Source organism: Stenotrophomonas pictorum JCM 9942 (genome assembly GCF_001431585.1).
In the GTDB taxonomy this organism is placed as follows: Bacteria; Pseudomonadota; Gammaproteobacteria; order Xanthomonadales; family Xanthomonadaceae; genus Stenotrophomonas; species Stenotrophomonas pictorum.
The window spans coordinates 63,486-86,104 of record NZ_LLXS01000007.1 but is presented as its reverse complement, the minus strand read 5'-3'; the positions used below and the strand labels follow the sequence as shown (position 1 = coordinate 86,104).

General features: G+C 68.6%; 17 protein-coding genes. 11 read left to right on the top strand and 6 right to left on the bottom strand.

Annotation, left to right across the window (positions count from 1 at the left end; all coding sequences use genetic code 11):
* Positions 1-38: 38 nt before the first annotated feature.
* Both ARC78_RS02900 and hemH read right to left on the bottom strand, forming a co-directional pair.
* Positions 39-902, bottom strand: coding sequence for an alpha/beta fold hydrolase (locus tag ARC78_RS02900; protein ID WP_057505692.1), 864 nt, complete (start codon positions 900-902; stop codon positions 39-41).
* The gene (hemH, locus tag ARC78_RS02895; protein ID WP_054660528.1) at positions 899-1,861 is read right to left on the bottom strand and encodes a ferrochelatase; all 963 of its coding nucleotides are present in this window, start codon (positions 1,859-1,861) and stop codon (positions 899-901) included. Before hemH ends, ARC78_RS02900 begins: the two co-directional genes overlap by 4 nt.
* A 154-nt stretch (positions 1,862-2,015) precedes the next feature.
* Here hemH and ARC78_RS02890 point away from each other — a divergent pair, with 154 nt between their 5' ends.
* The 4 genes from ARC78_RS02890 (at position 2,016) to tatC (ending at position 4,421) form a co-directional block, all read left to right on the top strand.
* Positions 2,016-2,918: a lipid-binding SYLF domain-containing protein gene (locus ARC78_RS02890; RefSeq protein WP_057505691.1), complete on the top strand. Its 903-nt coding sequence runs from the start codon at positions 2,016-2,018 to the stop codon at positions 2,916-2,918.
* 73 nt (positions 2,919-2,991) lie between these two features.
* The gene (gene tatA, locus ARC78_RS02885; RefSeq protein WP_054660714.1) at positions 2,992-3,219 is read left to right on the top strand and encodes a Sec-independent protein translocase subunit TatA; all 228 of its coding nucleotides are present in this window, start codon (positions 2,992-2,994) and stop codon (positions 3,217-3,219) included.
* A 15-nt stretch (positions 3,220-3,234) separates the two neighbouring features.
* The gene (gene tatB / locus ARC78_RS02880; protein WP_054660716.1) at positions 3,235-3,675 is read left to right on the top strand and encodes a Sec-independent protein translocase protein TatB; all 441 of its coding nucleotides are present in this window, start codon (positions 3,235-3,237) and stop codon (positions 3,673-3,675) included.
* The gene (tatC, locus tag ARC78_RS02875) at positions 3,672-4,421 is read left to right on the top strand and encodes a twin-arginine translocase subunit TatC (protein WP_057505690.1); all 750 of its coding nucleotides are present in this window, start codon (positions 3,672-3,674) and stop codon (positions 4,419-4,421) included. Before tatB ends, tatC begins: the two co-directional genes overlap by 4 nt.
* Before the next feature lie 282 nt (positions 4,422-4,703).
* Here tatC and ARC78_RS02870 read toward each other — a convergent pair whose 3' ends face one another.
* The 3 genes from ARC78_RS02870 to ARC78_RS02860 all read right to left on the bottom strand — a co-directional run bounded on the left by ARC78_RS02870 (position 4,704) and on the right by ARC78_RS02860 (position 8,323).
* Positions 4,704-5,600: a BPSS1780 family membrane protein gene (locus tag ARC78_RS02870; protein WP_054660930.1), complete on the bottom strand. Its 897-nt coding sequence runs from the start codon at positions 5,598-5,600 to the stop codon at positions 4,704-4,706.
* 207 nt (positions 5,601-5,807) lie between these two features.
* On the bottom strand, positions 5,808-6,536 hold the full coding sequence (locus ARC78_RS02865) for a glutamine amidotransferase (RefSeq protein ID WP_057505689.1): 729 nt from the start codon (positions 6,534-6,536) through the stop codon (positions 5,808-5,810).
* Positions 6,533-8,323, bottom strand: a complete 1,791-nt coding sequence (locus ARC78_RS02860) for a GspE/PulE family protein (protein WP_096144891.1) — start codon at positions 8,321-8,323, stop codon at positions 6,533-6,535. The genes ARC78_RS02865 and ARC78_RS02860 overlap by 4 nt, the downstream gene beginning before the upstream one ends.
* Before the next feature lie 107 nt (positions 8,324-8,430).
* Here ARC78_RS02860 and glyQ point away from each other — a divergent pair, with 107 nt between their 5' ends.
* From glyQ to ARC78_RS02835, 5 genes are all read left to right on the top strand, one after another.
* Positions 8,431-9,342: a glycine--tRNA ligase subunit alpha gene (glyQ, locus tag ARC78_RS02855; protein ID WP_054660686.1), complete on the top strand. Its 912-nt coding sequence runs from the start codon at positions 8,431-8,433 to the stop codon at positions 9,340-9,342.
* Positions 9,339-11,411, top strand: coding sequence for a glycine--tRNA ligase subunit beta (gene glyS / locus ARC78_RS02850; protein ID WP_057505687.1), 2,073 nt, complete (start codon positions 9,339-9,341; stop codon positions 11,409-11,411). The genes glyQ and glyS overlap by 4 nt, the downstream gene beginning before the upstream one ends.
* Positions 11,412-11,535: 124 nt before the next feature.
* Positions 11,536-13,332 carry an autotransporter assembly complex protein TamA gene (locus ARC78_RS02845; RefSeq protein WP_057505730.1) on the top strand — a complete coding sequence of 599 codons (1,797 nt, stop codon included), beginning with the start codon at positions 11,536-11,538 and terminating at the stop codon, positions 13,330-13,332.
* A 44-nt stretch (positions 13,333-13,376) separates the two neighbouring features.
* Positions 13,377-17,189, top strand: coding sequence for a translocation/assembly module TamB domain-containing protein (locus ARC78_RS02840; protein WP_057505729.1), 3,813 nt, complete (start codon positions 13,377-13,379; stop codon positions 17,187-17,189).
* A 103-nt stretch (positions 17,190-17,292) separates the two neighbouring features.
* Positions 17,293-17,757: a hypothetical protein gene (locus tag ARC78_RS02835; RefSeq protein ID WP_057505686.1), complete on the top strand. Its 465-nt coding sequence runs from the start codon at positions 17,293-17,295 to the stop codon at positions 17,755-17,757.
* Here the strand turns inward: ARC78_RS02835 and ARC78_RS02830 are convergent.
* Positions 17,721-19,091: a hypothetical protein gene (locus ARC78_RS02830; RefSeq protein WP_057505685.1), complete on the bottom strand. Its 1,371-nt coding sequence runs from the start codon at positions 19,089-19,091 to the stop codon at positions 17,721-17,723. The genes ARC78_RS02835 and ARC78_RS02830 overlap by 37 nt on opposite strands.
* Before the next feature lie 97 nt (positions 19,092-19,188).
* Between ARC78_RS02830 and ARC78_RS02825 the strand changes: the two genes are divergently transcribed.
* Both ARC78_RS02825 and ARC78_RS02820 read left to right on the top strand, forming a co-directional pair.
* Positions 19,189-21,333 carry a S46 family peptidase gene (locus ARC78_RS02825; protein WP_057505728.1) on the top strand — a complete coding sequence of 715 codons (2,145 nt, stop codon included), beginning with the start codon at positions 19,189-19,191 and terminating at the stop codon, positions 21,331-21,333.
* Between the two features lie 155 nt (positions 21,334-21,488).
* Positions 21,489-22,538 (top strand): OmpA family protein, encoded by a 1,050-nt coding sequence (locus ARC78_RS02820; protein ID WP_054659599.1) that lies wholly within the window; start codon positions 21,489-21,491, stop codon positions 22,536-22,538.
* The last annotated feature ends 81 nt before the right edge of the window (positions 22,539-22,619 follow it).

Genomic DNA, 22,619 nt, shown 5'->3' with positions numbered 1-22,619 from the left:
CACTTGACCTCTGCGTGCGGCGGATGACGCGGCTTTGTTCAGCTGCCGTCGGGCAGCGCGGCGATGAACGAGGCGAGGATCGCCGCCACCGCGGCGGGCTGATCCATGTGCACGTGGTGGTGGCCGGGCAGAGTTGCCAGCCGCCCATCGGCCAGCAGCGCCGCGCGCTGGCTGCGTTCGGGCTCGGGGAAGTAGTCCTGCGCCGGGGTGGCGTAGATCACCTGCACCGGACAGGCGATGGCGCCGACCACGTCGCGGATCTGTTCCTCGCTCATGCGCACCGCGGTGGGCAGCATCAGCCGCGGATCGCTGCGCCAGCTCCAGCCGCCCTCGACCGGTTTGACGCCGCGTTCGACCAGCAACCGCGCCGACGCTTCGCTGAGCTGGTTGACCATCATCCGTGCCCGCACCGGGGCGGCCAGGTCGGGAAACACCCGCAACGGCCGGCCGTCGAGTTTGCGCAGGGCCTCGACATGGGTGCGCAGTCGCTGCACCGTCTCATCGGCCGGCGCGCTCAGCCCGCCCAGGGCCTCGATCGAGACCAGCGCCTGCACCCGCTGCGGCGCCACCGCCGCGACCAGGCTGGCGATCGCCGCGCCCATCGAATGGCCCAGCAGCACGAAGCGGTCCCAGCCCAGCGCATCGGCGATGGCCAGCGTCTGCACGATCGCGTAGGGCGTGGTGTAGGGGGTGGTCGGCGGCAGGTGATCGCTCAGCCCGTGACCGGGCAGATCCACCATCACCAGATCCAGTGTCGGCAGCTGCGCGGCCAGCGGCAGGAAGCTGGCCGCGTTGTCCAGCCAGCCGTGCAGGGCCAGCACCTTCAGCCCACCGGGCGTGCCGCTGCGCAGCGCCGCGACCGGTAGGCCATCGGCGATCAACTCCAGCGGCTGCACAGTCATCCCGGTTGCGCTGCGGCCAGGCGGGCCAGAGCACGGGCGTGCGCCGGCGCATCATTCAGGCAGGGGATGTAGCGCATCTGCGCGCCACGTTCGGCCAGGGTCTCGGTGAACCCCATCGCCACTTCTTCCAGAGTTTCCAGGCAATCGGTGGCAAAGCCGGGGCAGGCCACATCGATATGCCGGACGCCCGCGGCGGCCAGCTCCCACAGCATCGGCTCGGCATAGGGCTGCAGCCATTGCTCGCGGCCGAAGCGCGACTGATAACCCATGGCCCATTCGTGTGGCTGCAGTTCCAGCGCCGCGGCAATGGCATGCGCGCTGGCCTGGCACTGCTGCGGATAGGGGTCGCCATTGTTGGCCACCCGCTGCGGAATGCCATGGAAAGAGAACACCAGCTTCTCGGCGCGGCCGTGCTGCTGCCAGTAATCACGGATGGAGCCCGCCACCGTCGCCACCCAGGCCGGATCGGTGGCGTAGTCGCGGATGGTCTGCAGCGTGATGGATGGATTGCGGGCCTGCCAGCGCGCCAGCCTGTCTTCAATGGAGGCGGTGGTGGTGGTGGAGTACTGCGGATACAGCGGCAGCACCACGATGCGGCGGATGCCTTCGGCCACCAGCGCATCGAGCGCGTTGTCCAGCGCCGGTTGCCCGTAGCGCATCGCGTAACGCACGCGCCAGTGCGGCAGTTCCTGCTGCAGGCGCGCGGTCAGCCGCTGCGTGTAGACCGCCAGCGGCGAGCCTTCCGGCAGCCACACCTGCGCGTACTTGGCGGCCGAGCGACTGCTGCGCAGCGGCAGGATCACCCCGTACAACAGTGGTTTCCACAGCAGTGCCGGGATCGACACCACACGGGGATCGCTGAGGAATTCGGCCAGATAGCGACGCACCGCAGGAGCGGTGGGCGTCTCGGGCGTACCTAGATTGACCGCGAGCAGCGCGGTGATGGGTGCGTCGGACATGCGTACATTCTCGCAGGTCCCGCCGCTGCCGGCGATGCGGAGATGGCAACGCGGACGCGGCGCCGGATATCTCCGCTCACTGCGTATTCAGAGCGGCGCTCCTATTTTCAGGCACTTGCTTTATCTTCCTGTGCACCGACCTACGGAGTTAACCATGCGCCGCCTGCCGTGCCTTGCCCTGCTGCTGTCTGCCAGCCTGCTGTCCGCCAACGCCGTTGCCGGCCCGCAGGAGGATCAGCGCGCCCGCAATGCGGTACGCGTGCTGAGCGAGATCCAGAACATTCCCGAGCAGGCCATTCCCGACAAACTGCTGGACGAGGGCCGCGCGGTCATCGTCATTCCCGACACGATCAAGGCCGGGCTGGTGCTCGGCGGCCGTCGTGGCCACGGTCTGATGTCGGTGAAGATGGCCGATGGCAGCTGGTCCAACCCGGTGTTCATCAAGCTCACCGGCGGCAGCATCGGCTTCCAGGCCGGCGTGCAGTCCTCCGATGTGATTCTGGTGTTCCGCAACGACCGCAGCCTGGACAACATCGTCAACGGCAAGTTCACCCTCGGTGCCGACGCCGGTGTGGCCGCCGGTCCGGTCGGGCGCAGTGCCGCCGCCGCCACCGACGGCCAGCTCAAGGCCGAAATCTGGTCGTGGTCGCGCGCGCGCGGCCTGTTCGCCGGGGTCGCGCTCGATGGCGCGGTGCTGCAGATCGACGATGCCGCCAACCTCGACGCTTACGGCCCGAACACCACGCCACGGATGATCCTGGAAGGCCGTCTGAACGAGGCGCCGTCCAGTGATGTGGTGTCCTTCCGCGACCGTCTGGAGGAATCGACCTACGCCGCGCGTGAAAAGCGCGGTACCCAGGGCGCGCCGGCACCGGTGACCGCTTCGGCCGCGCGCAGCGCGCCGGTCAGCGTGCAGGCGCCGGTGGTCAGCGGCGGCACCGATACCGCCACCACCGCACCGCTGCAGCCGGCCACGGCCGAGCACGCGCCGCAGCAGGGCTTCCAGCCGGTGTCGGAAGGTGAAATCCGCACCGAATCGCTGGACGGCGGCCACTGACCTTCGGCATAGCGATCGAGCAGGCACGGTGCGCTATGCTCGACCTCCTCCACACAGATAACGCGAGCGGATCATGGGCAGTTTCAGCATCTGGCACTGGTTGGTCGTGCTGGTCATCGTCCTGCTGGTGTTCGGCACCAAGCGTCTGACCAGCGGCGCCAAGGATCTGGGCAGTGCCGTCAAGGAGTTCAAGAAAGGCATGCGTGACGAGGACAAGCCGGCCGCGCAGCTGGGCGACCAGTCGCGCGATGCGCAGAAGAGCGGCGACAAGCAGGCCGAGCACGACCGCGACGCGCGTTGATCCGGGGTTCCGGGCGTGTTCGATATCGGCTTCAGTGAACTGCTGTTGATCGCGGTGGTGGCCCTGGTGGTGCTGGGGCCGGAACGGCTGCCCAAGGCGGCCCGCTTTGCCGGGTTGTGGGTGCGGCGTGCCCGCAACCAGTGGGATTCGGTCAAGCAGGAACTCGAACGCGAACTGCACGCCGAGGAGCTCAAGCGCAACCTGCAGGCCGTGCGCCACTCGATGCAGCAGACCGAGGCCGGGCTGCGCGATCAGGCCGGACAGGTGCGCGGCGAGGTGGATGGCTTCAGGCAGGAAGTGGAGCAGTCCGCCCCGGCGAGCGAACGGGTCATCGAGCCGCGCCCCCTCACGGCGGACCCGGTGGCCGGGGGGCCCTCGCCTGCCGGCAATCACGCGATTCCCTCTGACAGCCCACAGGCCCCGGCCGATGCCCATGCAGCGGAGCCGAAGCCGTGAGCGACCCGGATTTCAACGACAGCACGCTGATCGAGCATCTGGTCGAGCTGCGCGCGCGGCTGGTGCGCGGGCTGATGGGGCTGGGCGTGGTGCTGCTGGCGCTGCTGCCGTTTTCGCGCACGCTCTACACCCACCTGGCCACACCGCTGGTCTCCCAGCTGCCGGCCGGGCAGTCGATGATCGCCACCAATCCGGCCGGCGCGTTCTTCGCGCCGCTGAAGCTGACCTTCTTCACCGCGTTGTTCGTGGCGGTGCCGTGGCTGCTGTACCAGGCCTGGGCGTTCGTGGCGCCGGGCCTGTATGCGCGCGAGAAGCGGCTGGCCGTGCCGTTGCTGGGCTCGGCGGTGGCGCTGTTCTACCTCGGCTGTGCGTTCGCCTACTTTCTGGTATTGCCGACGGTGTTCCATTTTCTGACCACTTTCCGCCCGGAAGTGATCGCCATCACCCCTGATGCCAACGCCTATCTGGATTTTGTGCTAGCCATCTTCTTCGCCTTCGGCGCCAGTTTCGAACTGCCGGTGGCGATGGTCATCCTGGTGCTGCTGGGCTGGGTGACGCCGCAGCAGCTGCGCGAAGGGCGCGGCTACGCGATCGTCGGCATCTTCGTGCTGGCCGCGATCCTGACGCCGCCGGATGTGGTCTCGCAGCTGATGCTGGCCATTCCGATGTGCATCCTGTACGAGCTCGGCATCCATGCCGCGCGCTGGTTGCAGCCGCGCGACCCGAACAAGGCCGCCGCTTCCTGAAACCGCTGGGTCGGCCCAGGCCGGCAGTCGTGGCCAACCGGTCCCCGGCGCGTTCGCCGTAGCGGCGGCAGGCGCTGCTCCCGCCCCCGGCCCGGGGCCGTGACTTGAGGTGGGGATGGCGCCTGCCGGTGGCCTGCTATCCGGACTATCCGTCGGCCAGTGGCTGGCGCGCAGAGCGTCCGCGCGTTGGACGCCAAGGCAAGGCGTGCGCGCGACCGGTCCGGCTCGGGCGCAGGCCTTCAAGCCCGCCCACCCGCCGGCCAGCGCGCACCGGCGCCGCTGTCAGACTTCGATCACGTGTCCAGCCGTCGCCGGCGGCGGTGTGCCGGTACCCGCCGGCGCCAGCATCTGCTTCCAGGCCGCATACACCGAGCCGGCGAACACCGGCATCAGCACCGCCATCAGCACCAGCTGCGCCACCGCCATGGCCGCAGCCTGGCCGGCGATCAGGCCGATGATCAGTGCCACGATCATCACCGCGAAGTAGATCGCGAAGATCGCGATGAAGGCCAGCACGAAGAACACCAGCATCGCCGGCAGGTTGTGCAGGCTCGCGCGCAGGCTCTCACGCAAGGCGTGGAAGCCGGTGCGGCCTTCGAACATCACCTGCGGCGGCATCACGAACAGTGCCAGCGTCAGCGCGGCGAAGGTGCCCAGCAACAGCAGCAGCCACAGCAGGATGCGCCCGGCCGGCAGCGTCGCCACCAGCGCTTCGATCTGCGCCGGGTCCGGCTGCGCGCCGGACTGGCTGATCTCGTTGAGCTTGAGCATCACCTCCGACAGCTGCTGCAGGCCGGCGGTGCCCACCAGCACCAGCAGCAGCGTGCCCAGCAGCAAGGCGGCCACCAGCTGCGGCAGCAGGGCGATCAGCAGGTGCGGCGCGCGGCCTTCCTGGATGCCCTGCAGCAGGTGCGAGGGCCGGGCGATGCGGCCCTGGTCGACTTCGCGGATCGCCCACAGCAGGCCGCCCATGAACAACGGGCCGGCCAGCAGCAGCAGGAACTGCACCGCCGTGCCCAGCAGCGGCACCAGCATCGACAACGACAGCACCAGCCAGGTGCCCACACCCCAGAGGATGCCCAGCGAACCCAGGGCCAGCGGCGCGCGCTTGAGCAGGCCGAACCCGGTCAACAACCATTCCGCGCCGGCAGAGGCCGGCACCTTGCGAATCTCGCTCATTGCAATTCCGAAACAGGGGGGATGCCAGGACCGGCCTGACACCGCACGATTATCGCTGGAACCCGGGCCCCGGGCGAGTGACCTTTGGCGTATCTGCGTTCCGGCGGTAAACGTTGCCCGTAGCCGATGGCGATGGGGCGGTTGGCCGCAGGGTAGAGGCGGCTTGCCGGAGCAGTGCCTCAACGGTTTGCAGCACTTGCGGTCCGCTCAGTGGCGGTTGCCGTGGCGGACGTGGCGCACGAAGCGGCGCAGCAGCTGCCGGGCCAGCGGCGCGGCGCTGACCTCGCGGGCAACGCGGCGGGCGCAGCCGCCATGGCGGGCGATGCAGTCGGCCCGCGCCTGGACGTAGCCGCGCATGTGGTGGGTGGCGAACTCGGGGTGGAACTGCAGGCCCCAGGTCTGCGCGCCCCAGCGGAACGCGTGGCAGTTGTCCTGGTTCGAGCGGGCCAGCACGGTGGCGCCTTCGGGGGCGCGCAGTACCGTCTGCAGGTGGGTGGCATGGGCGGGAAAGCTGGCCGGCAGACCGGCAAACAGCGGGTCGGTCGCGGCCGGTGCTTCCAGTTCCAACCGGATCGTGCCCGATTCGCGCCCGGCCGGGTTGTAGTCGATCTGGCCGCCCAGCGCATGGGCCAGCAGCTGGTGGCCGTAGCAGATGCCCAGCAGCGGCATGCCGCCGTGGGCGGCCTCGCGCAACCAGTGCGCGCTGCGTTCGCTCCAGTCGGCGCGGTCGGTGACGAAGGCGGCCGAGCCGGTGACGATGGTGGCGGCGAATCCGTCGCGCCCGGGCAGGGGTTCGCCGCGTTCGACATTGACCACCACCGTCTCGGCTTGCTCCAGCCCGGCGGCGACGCGGATCCAGTGCGGGAAGCGGCCATAGCGGCGCAGGGTCGGGAACGGTTGCCCGGTTTCGAGGATTAAAAACGGCTGGGGCTTCATTCCGAGGGCGGCAGTACGGACAGGACTTCCTCGATTGTAGTCAGCCCGGCGGCCACCTTTTCAAGCCCGGTGCGGCGCAGGGTGCGCAGTCCTTCCCCCCGTGCGGCACGGCTGAATCCGGCCAGGTCCATGTCGCGGGTGATCAGCGCGCGCAGCCGCGAACCCAGTGGCAGCAGCTCATACAGGCCGATCCGGCCCAGGTAGCCGGTGTGCCGGCACTCCAGGCAACCGACCGGTGCATATGCGGTGACGACATCAGGTAATGCCTCATGGGCATCACGCAGCGGTGCCCAGTCGGCATCGGTGAGCATGTCGGGGATCTTGCAGTGCGGGCACAGGGTGCGCACCAGCCGTTGCGCCAGCACGCCGTTGACGGTGGAAGCGATCAGGTAATGCGGCACGCCCAGATCCAGCAGGCGGGTGATGGCCGAGGGCGCGTCGTTGGTATGCAGGGTGGAGAGCACCAGATGCCCGGTCAGCGAGGCCTGCACCGCCATGTGCGCGGTATCCAGGTCGCGGATCTCGCCGATCATGATGATGTCCGGGTCCTGGCGCAGCAGCGTGCGCACCCCGGTGGCGAAGTCCAGGTCGATGTTGGTCTGCACCTGCATCTGGTTGAATTCCGGCGCGATCATCTCGATCGGGTCCTCCACCGTGCACACGTTCACCTCCGGCGTGGCCAGCCGCTTGAGCGTGGAATACAGGGTGGTGGTCTTGCCCGAACCGGTCGGCCCGGTGACCAGCACGATGCCGTGCGGACGTGCCACCAGTTCGTTCCAGCCGGCGGCCTCCTCGGGGCTGAAGCCCAGCTGCTCGATGCTCTTGAACGCCGAGTCCGGGTCGAAGATGCGCATCACGCACTTCTCGCCGAAGGCGGTGGGCATCGTCGACAGGCGCATCTCCACCTCGCGTCCGCCCGGCGAGCGGGTCTTGATGCGGCCGTCCTGCGGACGCCGGCGCTCGGCCAGATCCATGCGTCCGAGCACCTTGATGCGGCTGACCACCGCGGTCATCACCGACGGTGGCACCTCGAACACCTTGTGCAGCACGCCGTCGATACGGAAACGCACCCGGCCCATGTCGCGCCGCGGTTCCAGGTGGATATCGCTGGCGCGCTGTTCGTAGGCGTACTGCAGCAGCCAGTCGACGATGCTGACGATGTGGTGGTCGTCGGCGGTGACGTCACCGGTGCGGCCCAGTTCCACCAGCTGCTCGAAACTGGGCAGCGCGCTGCCGTTGCCGCCATCGCGGGCATCGCCGCGGGCGCCGCGCACCGAGCGGGTGACGCCGAAGAATTCCATCGAGTAGCGGTGCAGGTCCAGCGGATTGACCAGTACCACCTCGATCCGGCGCCGGCTCAGGTGCTGCAGGTCCGGCACCCAGTCGCGCGCCATCGGCTCGGACGTGGCCACCAGCACGCGCTCGCTGTCCACCGCCAGCGGCAGGATCCGGTGGCGGCGGGCGTAGGCGTGGGAGACCACGGCGGTGGCGGCGGCCACGTCCACGCGGGTCGGATCGATGCGCAGGTAACGGGTGCCGGTGCGCTGGGCCAGCCATTCGGTGAGCCGTTCCAGCCCCAGCTCGCCGGAGGCCGGCGCGGCGGCGGCCAGTTTCAGGTTGGCCAGCAACACCAGCGGATGCACCTCGCTGGCGTTGCGCGCGCCCTGCGCGGAAAAGCGGATGCGTTCGTGGTCGTGCGCGGCCACCAGCCCGTCGGCGAACAGGGCGGCGGCGACATTGGAGAACTGCAGCCGTCCGGGGGCGATCGGGACGGCCGCGGAGGGGATCTGCGCGCCGTGCGCGGCCTGTTGTTCCACTGCCCACCCCTTGCTTGCCCGGCCACCGCGCGGCCGGTCGCTATACTAGCGCACCCCTCCGTACGGCAATCCGCAGCATGTCCGCGACCCCGACAGTTCCGATCACCTTCCAGGGCCTGATCCAGACCCTCAACGACTTCTGGGCGAAGCAGGGCTGCGTGCTGATCCAGCCGCTGGACCTGGAAGTGGGCGCCGGCACCTTCCACCCGGCCACCTTCCTGCGCTCGATCGGTCCGGAAAGCTGGAATGCGGCCTACGTGCAGCCCTCGCGCCGTCCCACCGACGGCCGCTACGGCGAAAACCCCAACCGCCTGCAGCGCTACTACCAGTACCAGGTGGCGATGAAGCCCAGCCCGGACAACATCCAGCAGCTGTACCTGGATTCGCTCAAGGCGCTGGGCATCGATCCACTGGTGCACGACCTGCGTTTTGTCGAGGACAACTGGGAATCGCCGACCCTGGGCGCCTGGGGGCTGGGCTGGGAAGTCTGGCTCAACGGCATGGAAGTCACCCAGTTCACCTACTTCCAGCAGGCCGGCGGCCTGGAATGCAAGCCGGTGCTGGGCGAGATCACCTACGGTCTGGAGCGCCTGTGCATGTACCTGCAGAGCTGCGACAACGTCTATGACCTGGTCTGGACCTACGGCCCGGATGGCAGCCCGGTCACCTATGGCGATGTCTACCACCAGAACGAGGTGGAGCAGAGCACCTACAACTTCGAGTATGCCGACGTGGACGAGATGTTCCACCGCTTTGACGCCTGCGAGGCCGAAGCGCAGAAGCTGATCGACGCCGGCCTGCCGCTGCCGGCCTACGAACAGGTCACCAAGGCCAGCCACAGCTTCAACCTGCTGGACGCGCGCCGCGCCATCTCGGTGACCGAGCGCCAGCGCTACATCCTGCGCGTGCGCACCCTGGCGATGGCCGTGGCCAAACTGTACGAGGCCAAGCGCCTTGAAGCCGTGGCCGCCAAGGAGGTGCAGGCATGAGCATGCAGCCGCTACTGATCGAACTGGGCGTGGAAGAGCTGCCGGTCAAGGCGCTGCCGGGCCTGGCGCAGGCGTTCTTTGATGGCGTGATTGACGGCCTGGCCAAGCGCGGTATCGCCTTTGACCGCGACGGCGCCAAGCCGCTGTCGACCCCGCGCCGTCTGGCGGTGCTGCTGCCGGGCGTGGAAACCGAACAGCCCGAGCAGCACTCGGAAGTGTTCGGCCCGTATCTGAACATCGCCCTGGACGCCAATGGCGAGCCGACCAAGGCGCTGACCGGTTTCGCCGCCAAGGCCGGTATCGACTGGACCGCGCTGGAGCGCACCACCGACGCCAAGGGCGAGCGCTTCGTGCTGCGCTCGGTGACCCCGGGCGCGCAGACCGCCGCGCTGCTGCCGGAGATCGTGCGCGAAGCCATCGCCGCGATGCCGATTCCAAAGCCGATGCGCTGGGGCGCGCACGCGTACGCCTTCGCCCGCCCGGTGCACTGGCTGGTGCTGCTGCACGGCAACGACATCGTGCCGGCCGAGCTGCTGGGCCTGAGCGCCGACCGCTTCAGCCGTGGCCACCGCTTCATGGCCGACAAGCAGGTGTGGCTGAGCCATCCGAACGATTACGTGGAGTCGCTGAAGGCGGCCAACGTGCTGGTCGATGCTGATGCGCGCCGTGCGCGCATCGTCGCCGAGGTCAACGCCGCGGCCGCCCAGGCCGGTGGCGTGGCGCGCATCACCGAGGACAACCTGGAGCAGGTGGTCAACCTGGTCGAATGGCCGGCCGCGGTGCTGTGCAGTTTCGAGCGCGCGTTCCTGGCCGTGCCGCAGGAAGCGCTGATCGAGACGATGGAGATCAACCAGAAGTTCTTCCCGGTGCTCGATGCCGGTGGCAAGCTGACCGAGAAGTTCATCGGCATCGCCAACATCGAATCCAGGGTCGTGGCTGAAGTTTCCAAGGGCTACGAGCGGGTGATCCGTCCGCGCTTTTCCGACGCCAAGTTCTTCTTCGACGAGGACCTCAAGCAGGGGCTGGAAGCGATGGGCGACGGTCTGAAGACCGTCACCTACCAGGCCAAGCTGGGCAGCATCGCCGACAAGGTGCTGCGAGTCAGCACGCTGGCGCAGGTGATCGCGCCGCAGGTCGGTGCCGATCCGGTGCAGGCCAGGCGTGCCGCCGAACTGGCCAAGAACGACCTGCAGTCGCGCATGGTGGGCGAGTTCCCCGAGCTGCAGGGCATCGCCGGCCGTCATTACGCCGTGGCCGGTGGCGAGTCGCCGGCGGTGGCGCTGGCCATCGACGAGGCCTACCAGCCGCGCTTTGCCGCCGATGCCATCGCCGCCTCGACGCTGGGCAAGGTGCTGGCCATTGCCGAGCGTCTGGATACCTTGGCCGGCGGCTTTGCCGCAGGCCTGAAGCCGACCGGCAACAAGGATCCGTTCGCGCTGCGTCGCAATGCCTTGGGTCTGGCGCGCACGCTCATCGAGTCGGGGTTTGATCTGGATCTGCGCGCGCTGCTTGCCGCAGCCAATGCCGGACTGGTCGAGCGCACGGTGCAGGCCGATGCGAACGAGCTGTACGACTTCATTCTCGATCGCCTGAAGGGCTACTACGCCGACAAGGGCGTGCCGGCGACCCACTTCAACGCCGTCGCGGAACTGAAGCCGGCTTCGCTGTACGACTTCGACCGTCGCCTCGACGCCATCAGCATCTTCGCCCAGCTGCCCGAAGCCGAGGCGCTGGCTGCGGCCAACAAGCGCATCCGCAACATCCTGCGCAAGGCCGAAGGTGAGATTCCGGGCACGATCGACGCCTCGCTGCTGCGCGAGCCGGCCGAGAGCGAACTGGCCGAAGCGGTGACCGCGGCCATCGACGACACCGGCATCGCGCTGGCGCAGAAGGACTATGTGGCCGTGCTCGGTCGCCTGGCCCGCCTGCGTCCGCAGGTGGATGCGTTCTTCGACCAGGTGATGGTCAACGCCGACGACTTGGCCCTGCGTGGCAACCGGCTGGCGCTGCTGCGCACGCTCGGTGACCGCCTCGGCAGCGTCGCGGCGATCGAGCATCTGTCGAGCTGACGGCCGTCTGGCACGAGTTGAACAAGGCCCGCGCAAGCGGGCTTTGTTTTTATTTTTCTTTACGTGGATTTCACGCCGGTTTTGAGTAGTGAACCGCGATTTTGCCGGTCACGTTCAGGCCGGTATGCTGCTGCCCATGCCGCCTCTACGAATCACGTTGCCTCTTCTGTTCGCCGCCCTGCTGGCCGCGCCCCTGTCCCACGCTCGCGGCACGATCGACAAGGTGCAGCTCAAGGGGCTGGACAAGGGGAGCGATGCCGAGATCATCGAGAACATCGAGGTATCGCTGTCCGTCTATGACGCGATCGGCAAGGTGCAGGGCGAATCGCGGCTGGAATACCTGCTGTCGCAGGCCGAGCGGCAGACCCGCAAGGCGCTGGAGCCGTTCGGTTTCTACAATCCGACCATCACCGTGGAGGCCCCGCGCGAAGGCGATACGCTGCAGGTGGTGATCCAGGTGGACAAGGGCGAGCAGGTGCGGGTGCGCCAGGAGGAGGTGATCATCACCGGCCCGGCGGCACGCGACCAGTATCTGCAGAAGGACCTGGCCGCCTTCGAACCCAAGAGCGGCCAGGTGTTCGATTCGGTCAACTACGAGGCCAGCAAGGTCACCATCACCCGGCGTCTGGCCGAGCGTGGCTATTTCGATGCGGATTTCACCCAGCGCCGGGTCGAGGTCACCCGTGCCGAGAACGCGGCCGATATCTTCCTGACCTGGGACAGCGGCCGCCGCTACAACATGGGGCCGATCCGCTTCGAGCAGGACTACTTCCGGCCGGACCTGTTCGAGCCGCTGGTGTACTGGGAGCAGGGCAGCTACTGGCACGAAGGCAAGCTGGACCGCCTGCGCGAATCGCTGACCAAGCTGGACTACTTCAGCGTCATCGACATCCAGCCGCACCCGGAGCTGGCCGACGACAATGGCGAGGTGCCGGTGGACGTGAAGCTGACCCGTGCCAAACGCACCATCTACACCGCCGGCCTGAGTTACGGCTCGGAAAGTGGCGCCGGTGTGCGCGGTGGCGTGGAGCGGCGCTACGTCAACCGCCGCGGTCACAAGCTCAACACCCAGCTGGACTATGCGCAGAAGCGCAAGAGTTTCATCACCAGTTACCGCGTGCCCGGCTTCCGCTGGCTGGATGGCTGGTACACCTACGCGCTCAGCGCCTACGACGAGCAGACCGATTACATCGACCTGCGCAACGTCAAGCTGATCGCCAGCCGCAGCGGCGAGATCAACGACTACTGGACCGCGATCGTGTCGATGAACGCACTGCGCGAGCGCTGGCGCTACAGCTCCGGTGATGCGGTCAACGATGCGCTGTACCAGTACTCCACGCTGATCTATCCGCAGCTGACCGCCGATTACGTGGACGTGGATGATGAGCGCTTTCCGCGTCGCGGCATCAGCGGCAACGCGACGCTGCGCGGGGGTATCGGTGGCGCCGGCTCGGACACCAGTTTCCTGCAGGCCGATGCGACGCTGCGCTGGTACCTGCCGGTCGGTGCGGCCGACCGCCTGATCCTGCGCGGCCAGGCCGGCAGTACCTGGACCAGTGATCTGGTGGCGATGCCGCCGAGCCTGCGCTATTTCGCCGGTGGCGACCGCTCCATCCGCGGCTACGCCTATCGCGAAGTCGGTCCGCGCACGCCGGCGCCGGACCGGTTCGCGCTCGGCGCCAAGCATCTGGTCGTGGGTTCGGCCGAATACGAGCATTACTTCAACGGGGGTCCCTGGGGCGCGGCGGTGTTTGTCGATACCGGCAGCGCCTTTGACAACACCATCGACCTGCATACCGGTGTGGGCCTGGGCATGCGCTGGAAATCGCCGGTGGGCCCGGTGCGCATCGACATCGCCCACGGCCTGAACAGTCCCGATTCGCAGTTCCAGCTGTATCTGAACATCGGAGCGGACCTGTGAGCCGGGTGCCGGAAGAAGTGACGCCCGAAGAACGCGAGGCGCGTATCGCCGAACTGCGCGCCAGGCGCAAGGCGCGGCTGCGCACGCTGGCGATCCGCAGTGGCATCACCGTCACCGCGCTGCTGTTGCTGGCGCTGTTCGCGCTGTACTGGCTGCTGCAGACCGTGGCCGGGCGCGAGGTGCTGCTGGCGCAGGTGGTGGCACGGCTGCCGGCCGGTTCCTCGCTGACCTGGAGCAAGGCCGAGGGCCCGCTGGCCGGCCCACTGATCCTGCACGACCTGGATTTCCGCTATCAGGACCTGCATTTCAGCGCCGCCCAGGCCTACCTGGATCCGGATATCCGTCCGCTGCTCGGGCGCAAGCTGCGCCTGGACGCGCTGCGCATCACCGATGCTGCGCTGGAGCTGGGCCCGCCGGAAGACAAACCGTTCGAGCTGCCGCGCTGGCCGGATGTATTGCCGCCCATCGCGCTGCCGCTGGCGCTGCAGGCCGACAGCATCGTGATCGACGGCCTGCGCATCACCCGGCTGCAGGAGCCGTTGATCGACATCACCCGCATCCGCGGCGGGCTGGAAGCGGCCGAGGGCGAGTTCAGCGCCAGCCAGCTCAGGATCAACAGCAATCTGGGGGATTTCCGCATCGATGGCCATTACCTGCCGCGTGAGGACTACGCCACCGACCTGACCGTGCGTGCGCTGATGCCGGCGCGGCCGGGCCAGGCGCCGGCGCGGCTGGGGCTGGTCGCGCGCGGCGATCTGGCGCACATGGACGTGGCGCTGGCCGGCTATGCGCCCAAGCCGCTGCAGGCGCGGCTGGTGTTCGATGGCCGCGATGATCCGGTGTGGAACCTGACCGCGCGTTCGGAGCAGCTGGAGATCGGGCAGCTGGTGCCGGCGCCGTTCCTGGCGCAGGCGCCGGCACCGCTGGCGCTGGATTTCACCGCGCGCGGGCGCGGCGGCAAGGCGCAGCTGCGCGGCCGGGTGCGCCAGGGCGAGAACGAACTGGTACTGGCGCCGTCCCATGTGATGCTGGAAAACCAGGTGCTGACCGTCGCCCCGCTGGTGGCCGAAGCTTTCGGGGGCACTGTCCGGCTGCAGGGCACGGCCGACTTCAGTGATGCGCAGAACCCGGGCTTCCGCTTTGCCGTGGTGGCCCAGCAGCTCACCTTCACCCCCGAACCCGATCCCACGGTGGCCGACCGCACGCCGGTACCGCTGCACCTGAAGGAGGCACGCCTGGGCGTGGCCGGCAACCTGAAGAACTGGGCGGCGATCGGCAAGGCCGAGGTGGCGCGCGAGGCGCAGGGCGCGCAGCTCGATTTCGATGTGCGCGGCAACGACCAGCAGGCGCGGATCGAGCAGCTCACCGCCACCATGCCGGGCGGTTCACTGGCACTGAGCGGTTCGGCGGCATGGGCCCCGGTGCTGGCATGGGATGTGGACGCCACCCTGGCCCGCTTCGATCCGGGCTATTTCGTGCCCGGCTGGGAGGGCGAGCTGTCCGGCACGCTGGCCTCGACCGGCACGCAGCTGCCCGCACCGGCGGGCAGTGACGAGCTGCGTTTCGAGGCCACGCTGGACGTGCCGCAGCTGAAGGGCCGGCTGCGCGGTCGCGCGGTGGACGCACGCGCCAAGCTGGCCCTGCGGGGTACCCAGGGCGAGGGCGATGTGCGTCTGGTGATGGGCGACAGCCGCCTCCAGGCCACGGGCAAGGTGGGCGATCGGCTGGACGTGGATGCCCGGCTGGAGCCGTTGCATCTGTCCGATCTTCTTCCCGGCAGCAGCGGTACGCTGGCCGGCACGCTGCGCCTGCGCGGTACCCCCCGCCAGCCGGATATCACCGCCGATCTGCGCGGCAGTGGCCTGCAATGGGAGGACTGGAAGGCCGGCCAGGTCAGCCTCACCGGGCAACTGCCGTGGAGCGGGGACAACGGCACGCTGCAGCTGCACGCCCGCGCGGTGGAGGCGGGGATGCTGCTCGACCAGCTGCGTGTCAGCGCCCACGGCAGCCTGCGCGACCTGCAGCTGGAGGCCGACACCCGCAATGAACTGGGCACGCTGGCCCTGGCCGGCCACCTGCGCCAGGCGGGACCGGCGTGGCGGGGCGAGTTGTCCTCGTTGCGGCTGGTGCCGGTCAAGGGGGCGCCGTGGGATCTGCGCGCGCCGGCGGCGTTCAGCGTGCAGGGCAGCGCCTTCACCCTGGGCGATGCCTGTCTGGGTTCCGCCACCGGCGGCGCGCTGTGCGTGGCGGCCAACTGGCCACGCGAAGGCGTGCAGCTGCGTGGTGACGCCCTGCCGCTGGCGCTGGTGCAGCCGTGGCTGCCGCCCAATGCCGGTCGCCGCATCCATCTGCGTGGCGAGATCACCCTGGACGGCAGCCTGCGCCCGCGCGGCAATGCGTGGGAGGGGGCGTTCAAGGTCGCCTCGGCCGAGGGCGGCATCCGCCTGGGCGACAACGCCCGCGGCGAACTGGTGCGCTACGACCATTTCTCCCTCAACGTGGAAATGCAGCCCAACAGCATCAAGGGCTATCTGGGCGTGGGCTTCCAGGGGGATGGCTTCATCGACGCCAAGGTGCAGACCGCGTGGGAGCCCGGCGCGGCGCTCAACGGCGAGCTGTACCTGAACATGTCGCGGCTGTACTGGATGGAACTGTTCTCGCCGGATCTGGTGCGGCCCAATGGGTTGATCGAAGGGCACGTGAGTCTGCGTGGCACCCGTGCGCAACCCACCCTGGGCGGCGAAGCCAAACTCAGCAACTTCACCGGCGAACTGCCGGCGCTGGGGCTGACCCTGAGCGAGGGCAAGGCCGATTTCATCGCCCAGCCCGATGGTTCGGCGCGGATCGGCGCCTCGGCCAACACCGGCGGTGAAGGCGTGTTGCGGGTCGACGGTGGGCTGTCCTGGTTCGGCGATGCGCAGCCGCTGCAGTTGCATATCTTTGGTGACAACGTGCTGCTGTCCAACACCAGCGAGCTGCGCCTGGTCGGCAACCCGGATCTGGATTTCACCCTGGCCGGCACCGCGATGGCGCTGAGCGGGCGCGTGCACGTGCCGGAGGCCGATCTGGATCTGGAGCGGCTGGATCGCGGCACCTCGGTCTCGGAGGACATCGTGGTGCTGGATCCGGTCGATCCGGAAGAGGGCCCGGCCTCGCCGCTGGACATGGACCTGACCATCAGCCTCGGCAACAAGGTCAAGATGAGCGGCTTCGGCCTGAAGGGCGCCCTGACCGGCAAGATGCAGGTACGCGCCATTCCCGGCCGCGAGATGACCGCCAACGGCGGCCTGGACGTGACCGGCCGCTACAAGGCCTACGGCCAGGACCTGACCATCACCGACGGCCAGCTGCTGTGGAACCACGGCATCGTGTCCGATCCACGCATCAATATCCGCGCCGAGCGCCAGATCGGCGAGGTCACCGCCGGCATCCACGTCACCGGCCGCGCCCAGGCGCCGCGGGTGGATGTGTGGTCCAACCCGGCCATGTCGCAGTCCGAATCGCTGGCCTATCTGGTGCTCGGACGCAGTCTGAGCATGGCCAGCAGCGATCAGGCGCAGCAGGTCAATGCCGCCTCGGCGGCGCTGTCGGCCGGCAGCGGCCTGCTGGCCGCGCAGGTCGGCGCCAAACTGGGGCTGGACGATGCCGGGGTCAGCCAGTCGCGCGCGCTGGGCGGTTCGGTGATCGGCGTGGGCAAATACATCACCCCCAAGCTGTACATCGGCTATGGCGTCTCGCTGGTCGGCAGCGGCTCGGTGCTCACCCTGAAGTACCTGCTGCGGCGCGGCTTCGACGTGGAAATCGAATCGTCCACGGTGGAAAACCGCGGTTCGGTGAACTGGCGCAAAGAGAAGTAGGCAAGCACCGGGCCGGGCGGAGCGACCCGGTAACCCTCCACTGCCACAGGAACGGGCGATGACGTCATCCACACCAGCGGTTTTCTGGAAACGGTGCCGGGGCATGGCCCTGGTTGCCGGAGGCGCGATGGGCATGGCCCATGCCGCTGCGCCGCTGCCCGAGCCGCCGGCGGTGCCGGCGCCACTGCATGGCCTGTGGGTCGGCGATGACCCTGAAGGCCAGGCGCAGTGCGACCGCTATCGCGTGCTGGCCGATCCGTGGGAGCACGCCGGATCGGCGATGGTGGGAATGCTGCTGGTCCGGCCAGGCTATCTGCACGAATTCTCCGAGTACGGCGAAGGGACGTTCTACCAGCTGCAGCAGCTGCGGCTGCGGGCTCCCGGCCGTTGGCAGGCCACCGCGTGGCTCGGCATCGACCAGCTGCCCGAGCCCGGGGACGCGTCGCCGGTGGAGCTGCGGCTTCTGCTGGAGGGAAAGCGGTTGACCGTGGAAACGGCTGGGCGCGACTACCGCGACGTGAAACGCTGGCGCTACTGCACGGCGCGGCTGCCCGGCGATGCGGGGTAATCGCCCGCCGTGGCCGGATCCGCCGCTGTAGGCAGATCCGTGCGGTGCGGCCCGGGATCGGCCGCGGCGGTTGCCGCCGTCTGCGCCACTTCGCGGACGCGTGCGCCGCGCAGCTGCGGTTTGCCAGCGACCACATCGGTCCAGACCAGCCGCGCACCACCGGGCTCGGCGAGCAGGCGCGGGAAACCGGTGCCGTGGCCGCGACCGTGCAGCGCCGCCACCTGGAGGCGGGCGAGCTCGCGCTGCAGTGCCGGCCCATAGCGGGCCAGCCATAGCGACTGTCCGCTGCCGTCCTCACGCAGCCAGGCCAGCCAGACACCCCCGGCATCGACGGCCAGTTGCACCCGCCCCTGCAGTCCGGCCCCGCGATCCGGTTCCACCGGCGCGGCGAACGTGGCGCCGCCATCGCCGCTGTGGGCCATCCGCAACAGCGGCTCCCCCTGCGGCGCGGTGTACCAGGCCACCACGACATCGCGGCCGGAAGCCGCCACCGCAGGACCGTTGACCGGGCAGGCCGGCATGGTCCAGTTGTCGGCATGCACGCGCTGCATGGGACGCCAGTCACTGCCGGTACGGCGGCGCAGCTGGATATCACGGATCTCGGCGGCATCGCGGCCGCGGTACACCAGCAGCGGGCCGTCGGCCGCCATGCCGGCGGCGGTCTGGCAGCAGTCGCAGGTCATCGCGTCCAGTTCGACCTCGTCGTGCTTGTGCAGCCGGGCATCGAAGCGCGCGCTGCGCAGCGTCATCGCGCCGGCGCCGTGATGGGCATGCCCGGCGCTGCCGGCGGTGTTGCGCCCGTCCAGCCAGGCGATGCCCAGGCCCTCGGCGCCTTCGGGCCACAGCGAGACGAAGCCGTGCTCGCTGGCGGTGCCGTCATCGTGCACGGTGACCGGCGCCGACCACCGCACGCCGTCAGCCGAGCGTGCCAGCTGCACCTCGTAGGCATACGGGGTGCCGGCGGATTTGCGCAGCCACTGCGCCCACAGCGCGCCATTGGCGCTGGCCAGCAGATGCGGGGTGTCGGCCCAGTTCACGAACCAGTCGTCACCGCGGGCGATCTGTTGCGGCGGCTGCCACCGGTTGCCGGCAAAGCGTGCATAGCGCAGCCGGTGGCCCTGCGCATCGGGCGAGAGCCACGACAGCAGCACGCTGCCATCGGGCGCGGTGACCAGATCCGGCTGCGCGGCGACCGCATCGGCCGGCAGCGTCCACGGCTCGATTCGCAGCGCCAGCGCAGGTGCGCTCGCGTGGGCAGAGCGGGACCGGTCCGGACCGGAGCAGGCGCCCAGCAGCAGGCCCATCACGACGAGGGAAGCGGCAACGATACGCATCGGCGCAGGATAGCCCCCTCGTTACCAACGATGGTTGCCGCTGCGCGCGGTGGCCGCTACTGTCGGCGGCTGTTCTGAAGGTCTGCTGGAGTTTTCGATGACGCGTAAACCGCTTGCCGCCACGCTGGCGCTGGGGATGGGCCTGGCCGCTGCGGCCAATGCCAACGAGGGCATGTGGATGCCCACGCAGCTGCCGGAGTTGGCCAGGACGCTGAAGGTGGCCGGTTTCAAGGGCGATCCGAAGCAGCTGGCCGATGTCACCGCGCCGCCGCTCAGTGCGGTGGTGCGGGTCGGCGGTGGCACCGGCGCGTTCGTCTCCGGCGATGGCCTGCTGCTGACCAACCACCATGTCGCCTATGGCGTGATCCAGTACAACGCGACCAAGGACCACAACACCATCGACGAGGGCTTCATCGCCCGCGGCCGCGATGATGAGCGCGCGGCCAATCCCGATTACCGGGTGCTGGTGACGGTGGGCTTCGACAAGGTCACCGACGAGGTGCTCAAGGACGCGCGCGGCAAGACCGGTCGCGGTTATTACGACGCAGTGGAAAATGCGCGCAAGCGCATCGTCGCCGACTGCGAGGCCGAAGCCGCCGTGCGCTGCTCGGTGGCCAACATGTACTACGGCAGCGATTTCTACCGCATCCGCCAGCTGGAGCTGACCGACATCCGCCTGGTCTATGCACCGCCGCGTGCGATCGGCAATTACGGCGACGAGATCGACAACTTCATGTGGCCGCGGCACACCGGTGACTTCACCCTGCTGCGCGCCTACGTCGGCAAGGACGGCAAGCCGGCCCCGTACAGCAAGGACAACGTGCCGTACCAGCCGCCGGCGCACCTGAAGATGGCGCTGGATGGCCCCAGGGAAGGCGACTACGCGATGCTGGCCGGTTACCCGGGCACCACCTACCGGCTGCGCACCGCCGACGAGTTTGCCAACCAGATCGATACCGTGCTGCCGCGCCGCGTGGAGGTGTTCCAGCAGCTGATCGACACTATCGAGGCGGTCGGCAAGGGCAATGCCGATGCCCGCACGCGCTACGCCTCGCAGCTGCAGTCGCTGAAGAACAACCGCAAGCGTGCCGCCGGTGAACTGGAAGGCCTGTTGCGCAGCGACGCCAAGGCCCAGCGCGCCGCTGACGAACAGGCGATGCTGGCCGCCACCGACGCCAGCTACAAAGCCGACATCGATGCGTTGTTCGCCTCGCTGGCGGAGGAGCGGGCCGTGGGCGAGCGCGAGCTGCTGGTTGGCTTGATGTCCAGCCAGACCCAGTTGCTGCGTTCGGCGCTGCTGCTGGAGCGGCTGCGCATCGAATCGGCCAAGCCCGATGCCGAGCGCGAGAGCGGCTACCAGCAGCGCGACCAGGCGCTGATCGAAGGCGTGCTCAAGCAGGTGCAGCGCCGCTACGACCCGACGGTGGAGAAGGCCATCCTCACCGCGCTGCTGACCCGCTACCAGCAGCTGCCCGACGACCAGCGCGATGCGCATTACGACAACCTGTTCGGGCGCACCCCGGCCGAGTTGGCCAAGCACCTGGACGAGCTGTACGCACAGACCACGCTGGGGGATGAGGCACAGCGGCTGTCGCGCTTCGAGGCCGCGCGCAAGGGCGGTTTCATCGAGTCCGACCCGCTGGTCTCGGTGGCCTCGGCGCTGGTGATGGCGCAACTCAACGACGAGCGGCAGAGCAAGGAGCGCCAGGGCGAGCAGCTGCGCCTGCGTCCGTCCTACATGCAGGCGCTGTTCGCCTGGCGTGCCAAGCAGGGCCGTGCGGTCTACCCCGATGCCAACAGCACCCTGCGCATCAGCTATGGCAAGGTCGAGGCGCTGCACCCGCGTGATGCGGTCAGCTACGCGCCGGTGACCACGGTGGCCGGCATCGTCGAGAAGAACACCAACACGGTGCCGTTCGATGCGCCCAAGCCGCTGCTGGCGGCCATCGCCAAGGGCGATTTCGGCAGCACTGCCGATCCGGCGCTGAAGACCCAGACGGTCAACTTCCTGACCAACCTGGACACCACCGGCGGCAACTCCGGCTCGCCGGTGCTCAATGCCAAGGGCGAGCTGATCGGCCTGAACTTCGATTCCAACTGGGAATCGGTCAGCGCCAGCTGGTGGTTCGATCCGCGCTACAAGCGGGCCGTGCATGTGGACATGCGCTACCTGCGCTGGCTGCTGGCCAAGGTCTACCCGGCACCGGAGCTGCTCAGGGAAATGGGCGTCCCGGCCGAGTAAGCAGACAGAAGGGGAGCGGTCATCGCTCCCCTTCTTCGTTGCCGTCGGGGCACGGGCGACCAAAGAAGGGGCGTAATTGGAATTACGCTACGCTAGAATCCCTGAATACGCAGGCTCCCCTCTCCCGCTTGGCCTGCGCCCAGGAGCCGGTTGTCGTGCAACAGAACGCAGTAAGCGGTGCGCGGGGCCAGCTGGCGCTTGCACCGCTGCGGATATGGATTGTCGGCGATAGCGAAATCGTCCAGCCGCTGGAGTGCCACGGCGCCCAGCAGACCCAGCTCAACCCGCAGGCCAGGCGCATCAGCGACGAGGCGATCCATGCCGACCTGGCGTCGTACGAGGCCACGCAGGGCCGGATCCAGGCGCTCAACGACGGCGGTCGCCCGATCCGCGACTACCACCTGTCCAAGGCGCAGTGCTGGCTGGACGTGTCCTTCCACGAATACACCCGCAACGACCGCAGCGCGTTCCCGCAGGAAGCGCTGACCGAGTCGGAGAAGCTGATCGTGGACATGGAGAACGGGGTTTCGCCGATCCCCACCGACACCGCCCTGGTCAACGACGCCAAGCACCTGCGCGCCGACCTGTGGCAGCGGCTGAAGGTCATCCATGGCACGCCGGGCTTTGCCTGCGCCGCGCAGAAGGTGGCCTGCGGCGAGGTCGAGCTGGTGCACGCCGGCAACGAGTTCAACCAGCAGCAGTGGCGCCACTCCAAGCCCTACATCCAGATCGCCGAGGACCTGGTCAACGAGGCCGAGGCCGCCGCGCGCCTGTGCGGTGTCGATCCGGGCGGTCCGGTCGCAGGTCCGGCCCCGGTAATGGGCCCGCTGATCGCCAATGTCGTGTTCGAGTTCGACCGTGACCAGTACCGCGACATCCGCACCTACTCGCTGGAAAGCGTGGACCGTGCACTGGCCACCATCGAGAGCGAGAAGCGCGAGTTGGCCGGGGTGACCCTGGTCGGTCATGCCGACCGCATGCAGGGCCGCGGTTTCGACTACAACCAGGGCCTGTCGCAGCGGCGGGCGCAGACCGTGCGCGAGCTGCTGATCGGCCGTGGTATCGATCCGGCCCGGATCAGCTACGAGTACCGCGGCGACACCCAGCAGGTGCAGCAGTGCGACGGCGTGAAGCCGCGTGCGGCCTTGCTGGAATGCCTGCTGCCCAACCGCCGCGTGGAAGTGCAGTTCCAGCTGGCGCAGTAATTCCGCGCCCGCGCTTCCCCGCCAACGCCCCGGTCCTGCCGGGGCGTTGGCGTTTGCGGCCGTGCACAGGGCCCTTGCAGG

Bases quoted from the DNA above. Each gene is read 5' to 3' on its own strand.
- ARC78_RS02890 (WP_057505691.1), top strand. From the start codon at position 2,016: ATGCGCCGCCTGCCGTGCCTTGCCCTGCTGCTGTCTGCCAGCCTGCTG.
- ARC78_RS02900 (WP_057505692.1), bottom strand. From the start codon at position 902: ATGACTGTGCAGCCGCTGGAGTTGATCGCCGATGGCCTACCGGTCGCG.
- hemH (WP_054660528.1), bottom strand. From the start codon at position 1,861: ATGTCCGACGCACCCATCACCGCGCTGCTCGCGGTCAATCTAGGTACG.
- tatA (WP_054660714.1), top strand. From the start codon at position 2,992: ATGGGCAGTTTCAGCATCTGGCACTGGTTGGTCGTGCTGGTCATCGTC.
- ARC78_RS02835 (WP_057505686.1), top strand. From the start codon at position 17,293: ATGGCCCTGGTTGCCGGAGGCGCGATGGGCATGGCCCATGCCGCTGCG.
- ARC78_RS02825 (WP_057505728.1), top strand. From the start codon at position 19,189: ATGACGCGTAAACCGCTTGCCGCCACGCTGGCGCTGGGGATGGGCCTG.
- ARC78_RS02870 (WP_054660930.1), bottom strand. From the start codon at position 5,600: ATGAGCGAGATTCGCAAGGTGCCGGCCTCTGCCGGCGCGGAATGGTTG.
- ARC78_RS02830 (WP_057505685.1), bottom strand. From the start codon at position 19,091: ATGCGTATCGTTGCCGCTTCCCTCGTCGTGATGGGCCTGCTGCTGGGC.
- ARC78_RS02865 (WP_057505689.1), bottom strand. From the start codon at position 6,536: ATGAAGCCCCAGCCGTTTTTAATCCTCGAAACCGGGCAACCGTTCCCG.
- glyS (WP_057505687.1), top strand. From the start codon at position 9,339: ATGAGCATGCAGCCGCTACTGATCGAACTGGGCGTGGAAGAGCTGCCG.
- glyQ (WP_054660686.1), top strand. From the start codon at position 8,431: ATGTCCGCGACCCCGACAGTTCCGATCACCTTCCAGGGCCTGATCCAG.
- ARC78_RS02845 (WP_057505730.1), top strand. From the start codon at position 11,536: ATGCTGCTGCCCATGCCGCCTCTACGAATCACGTTGCCTCTTCTGTTC.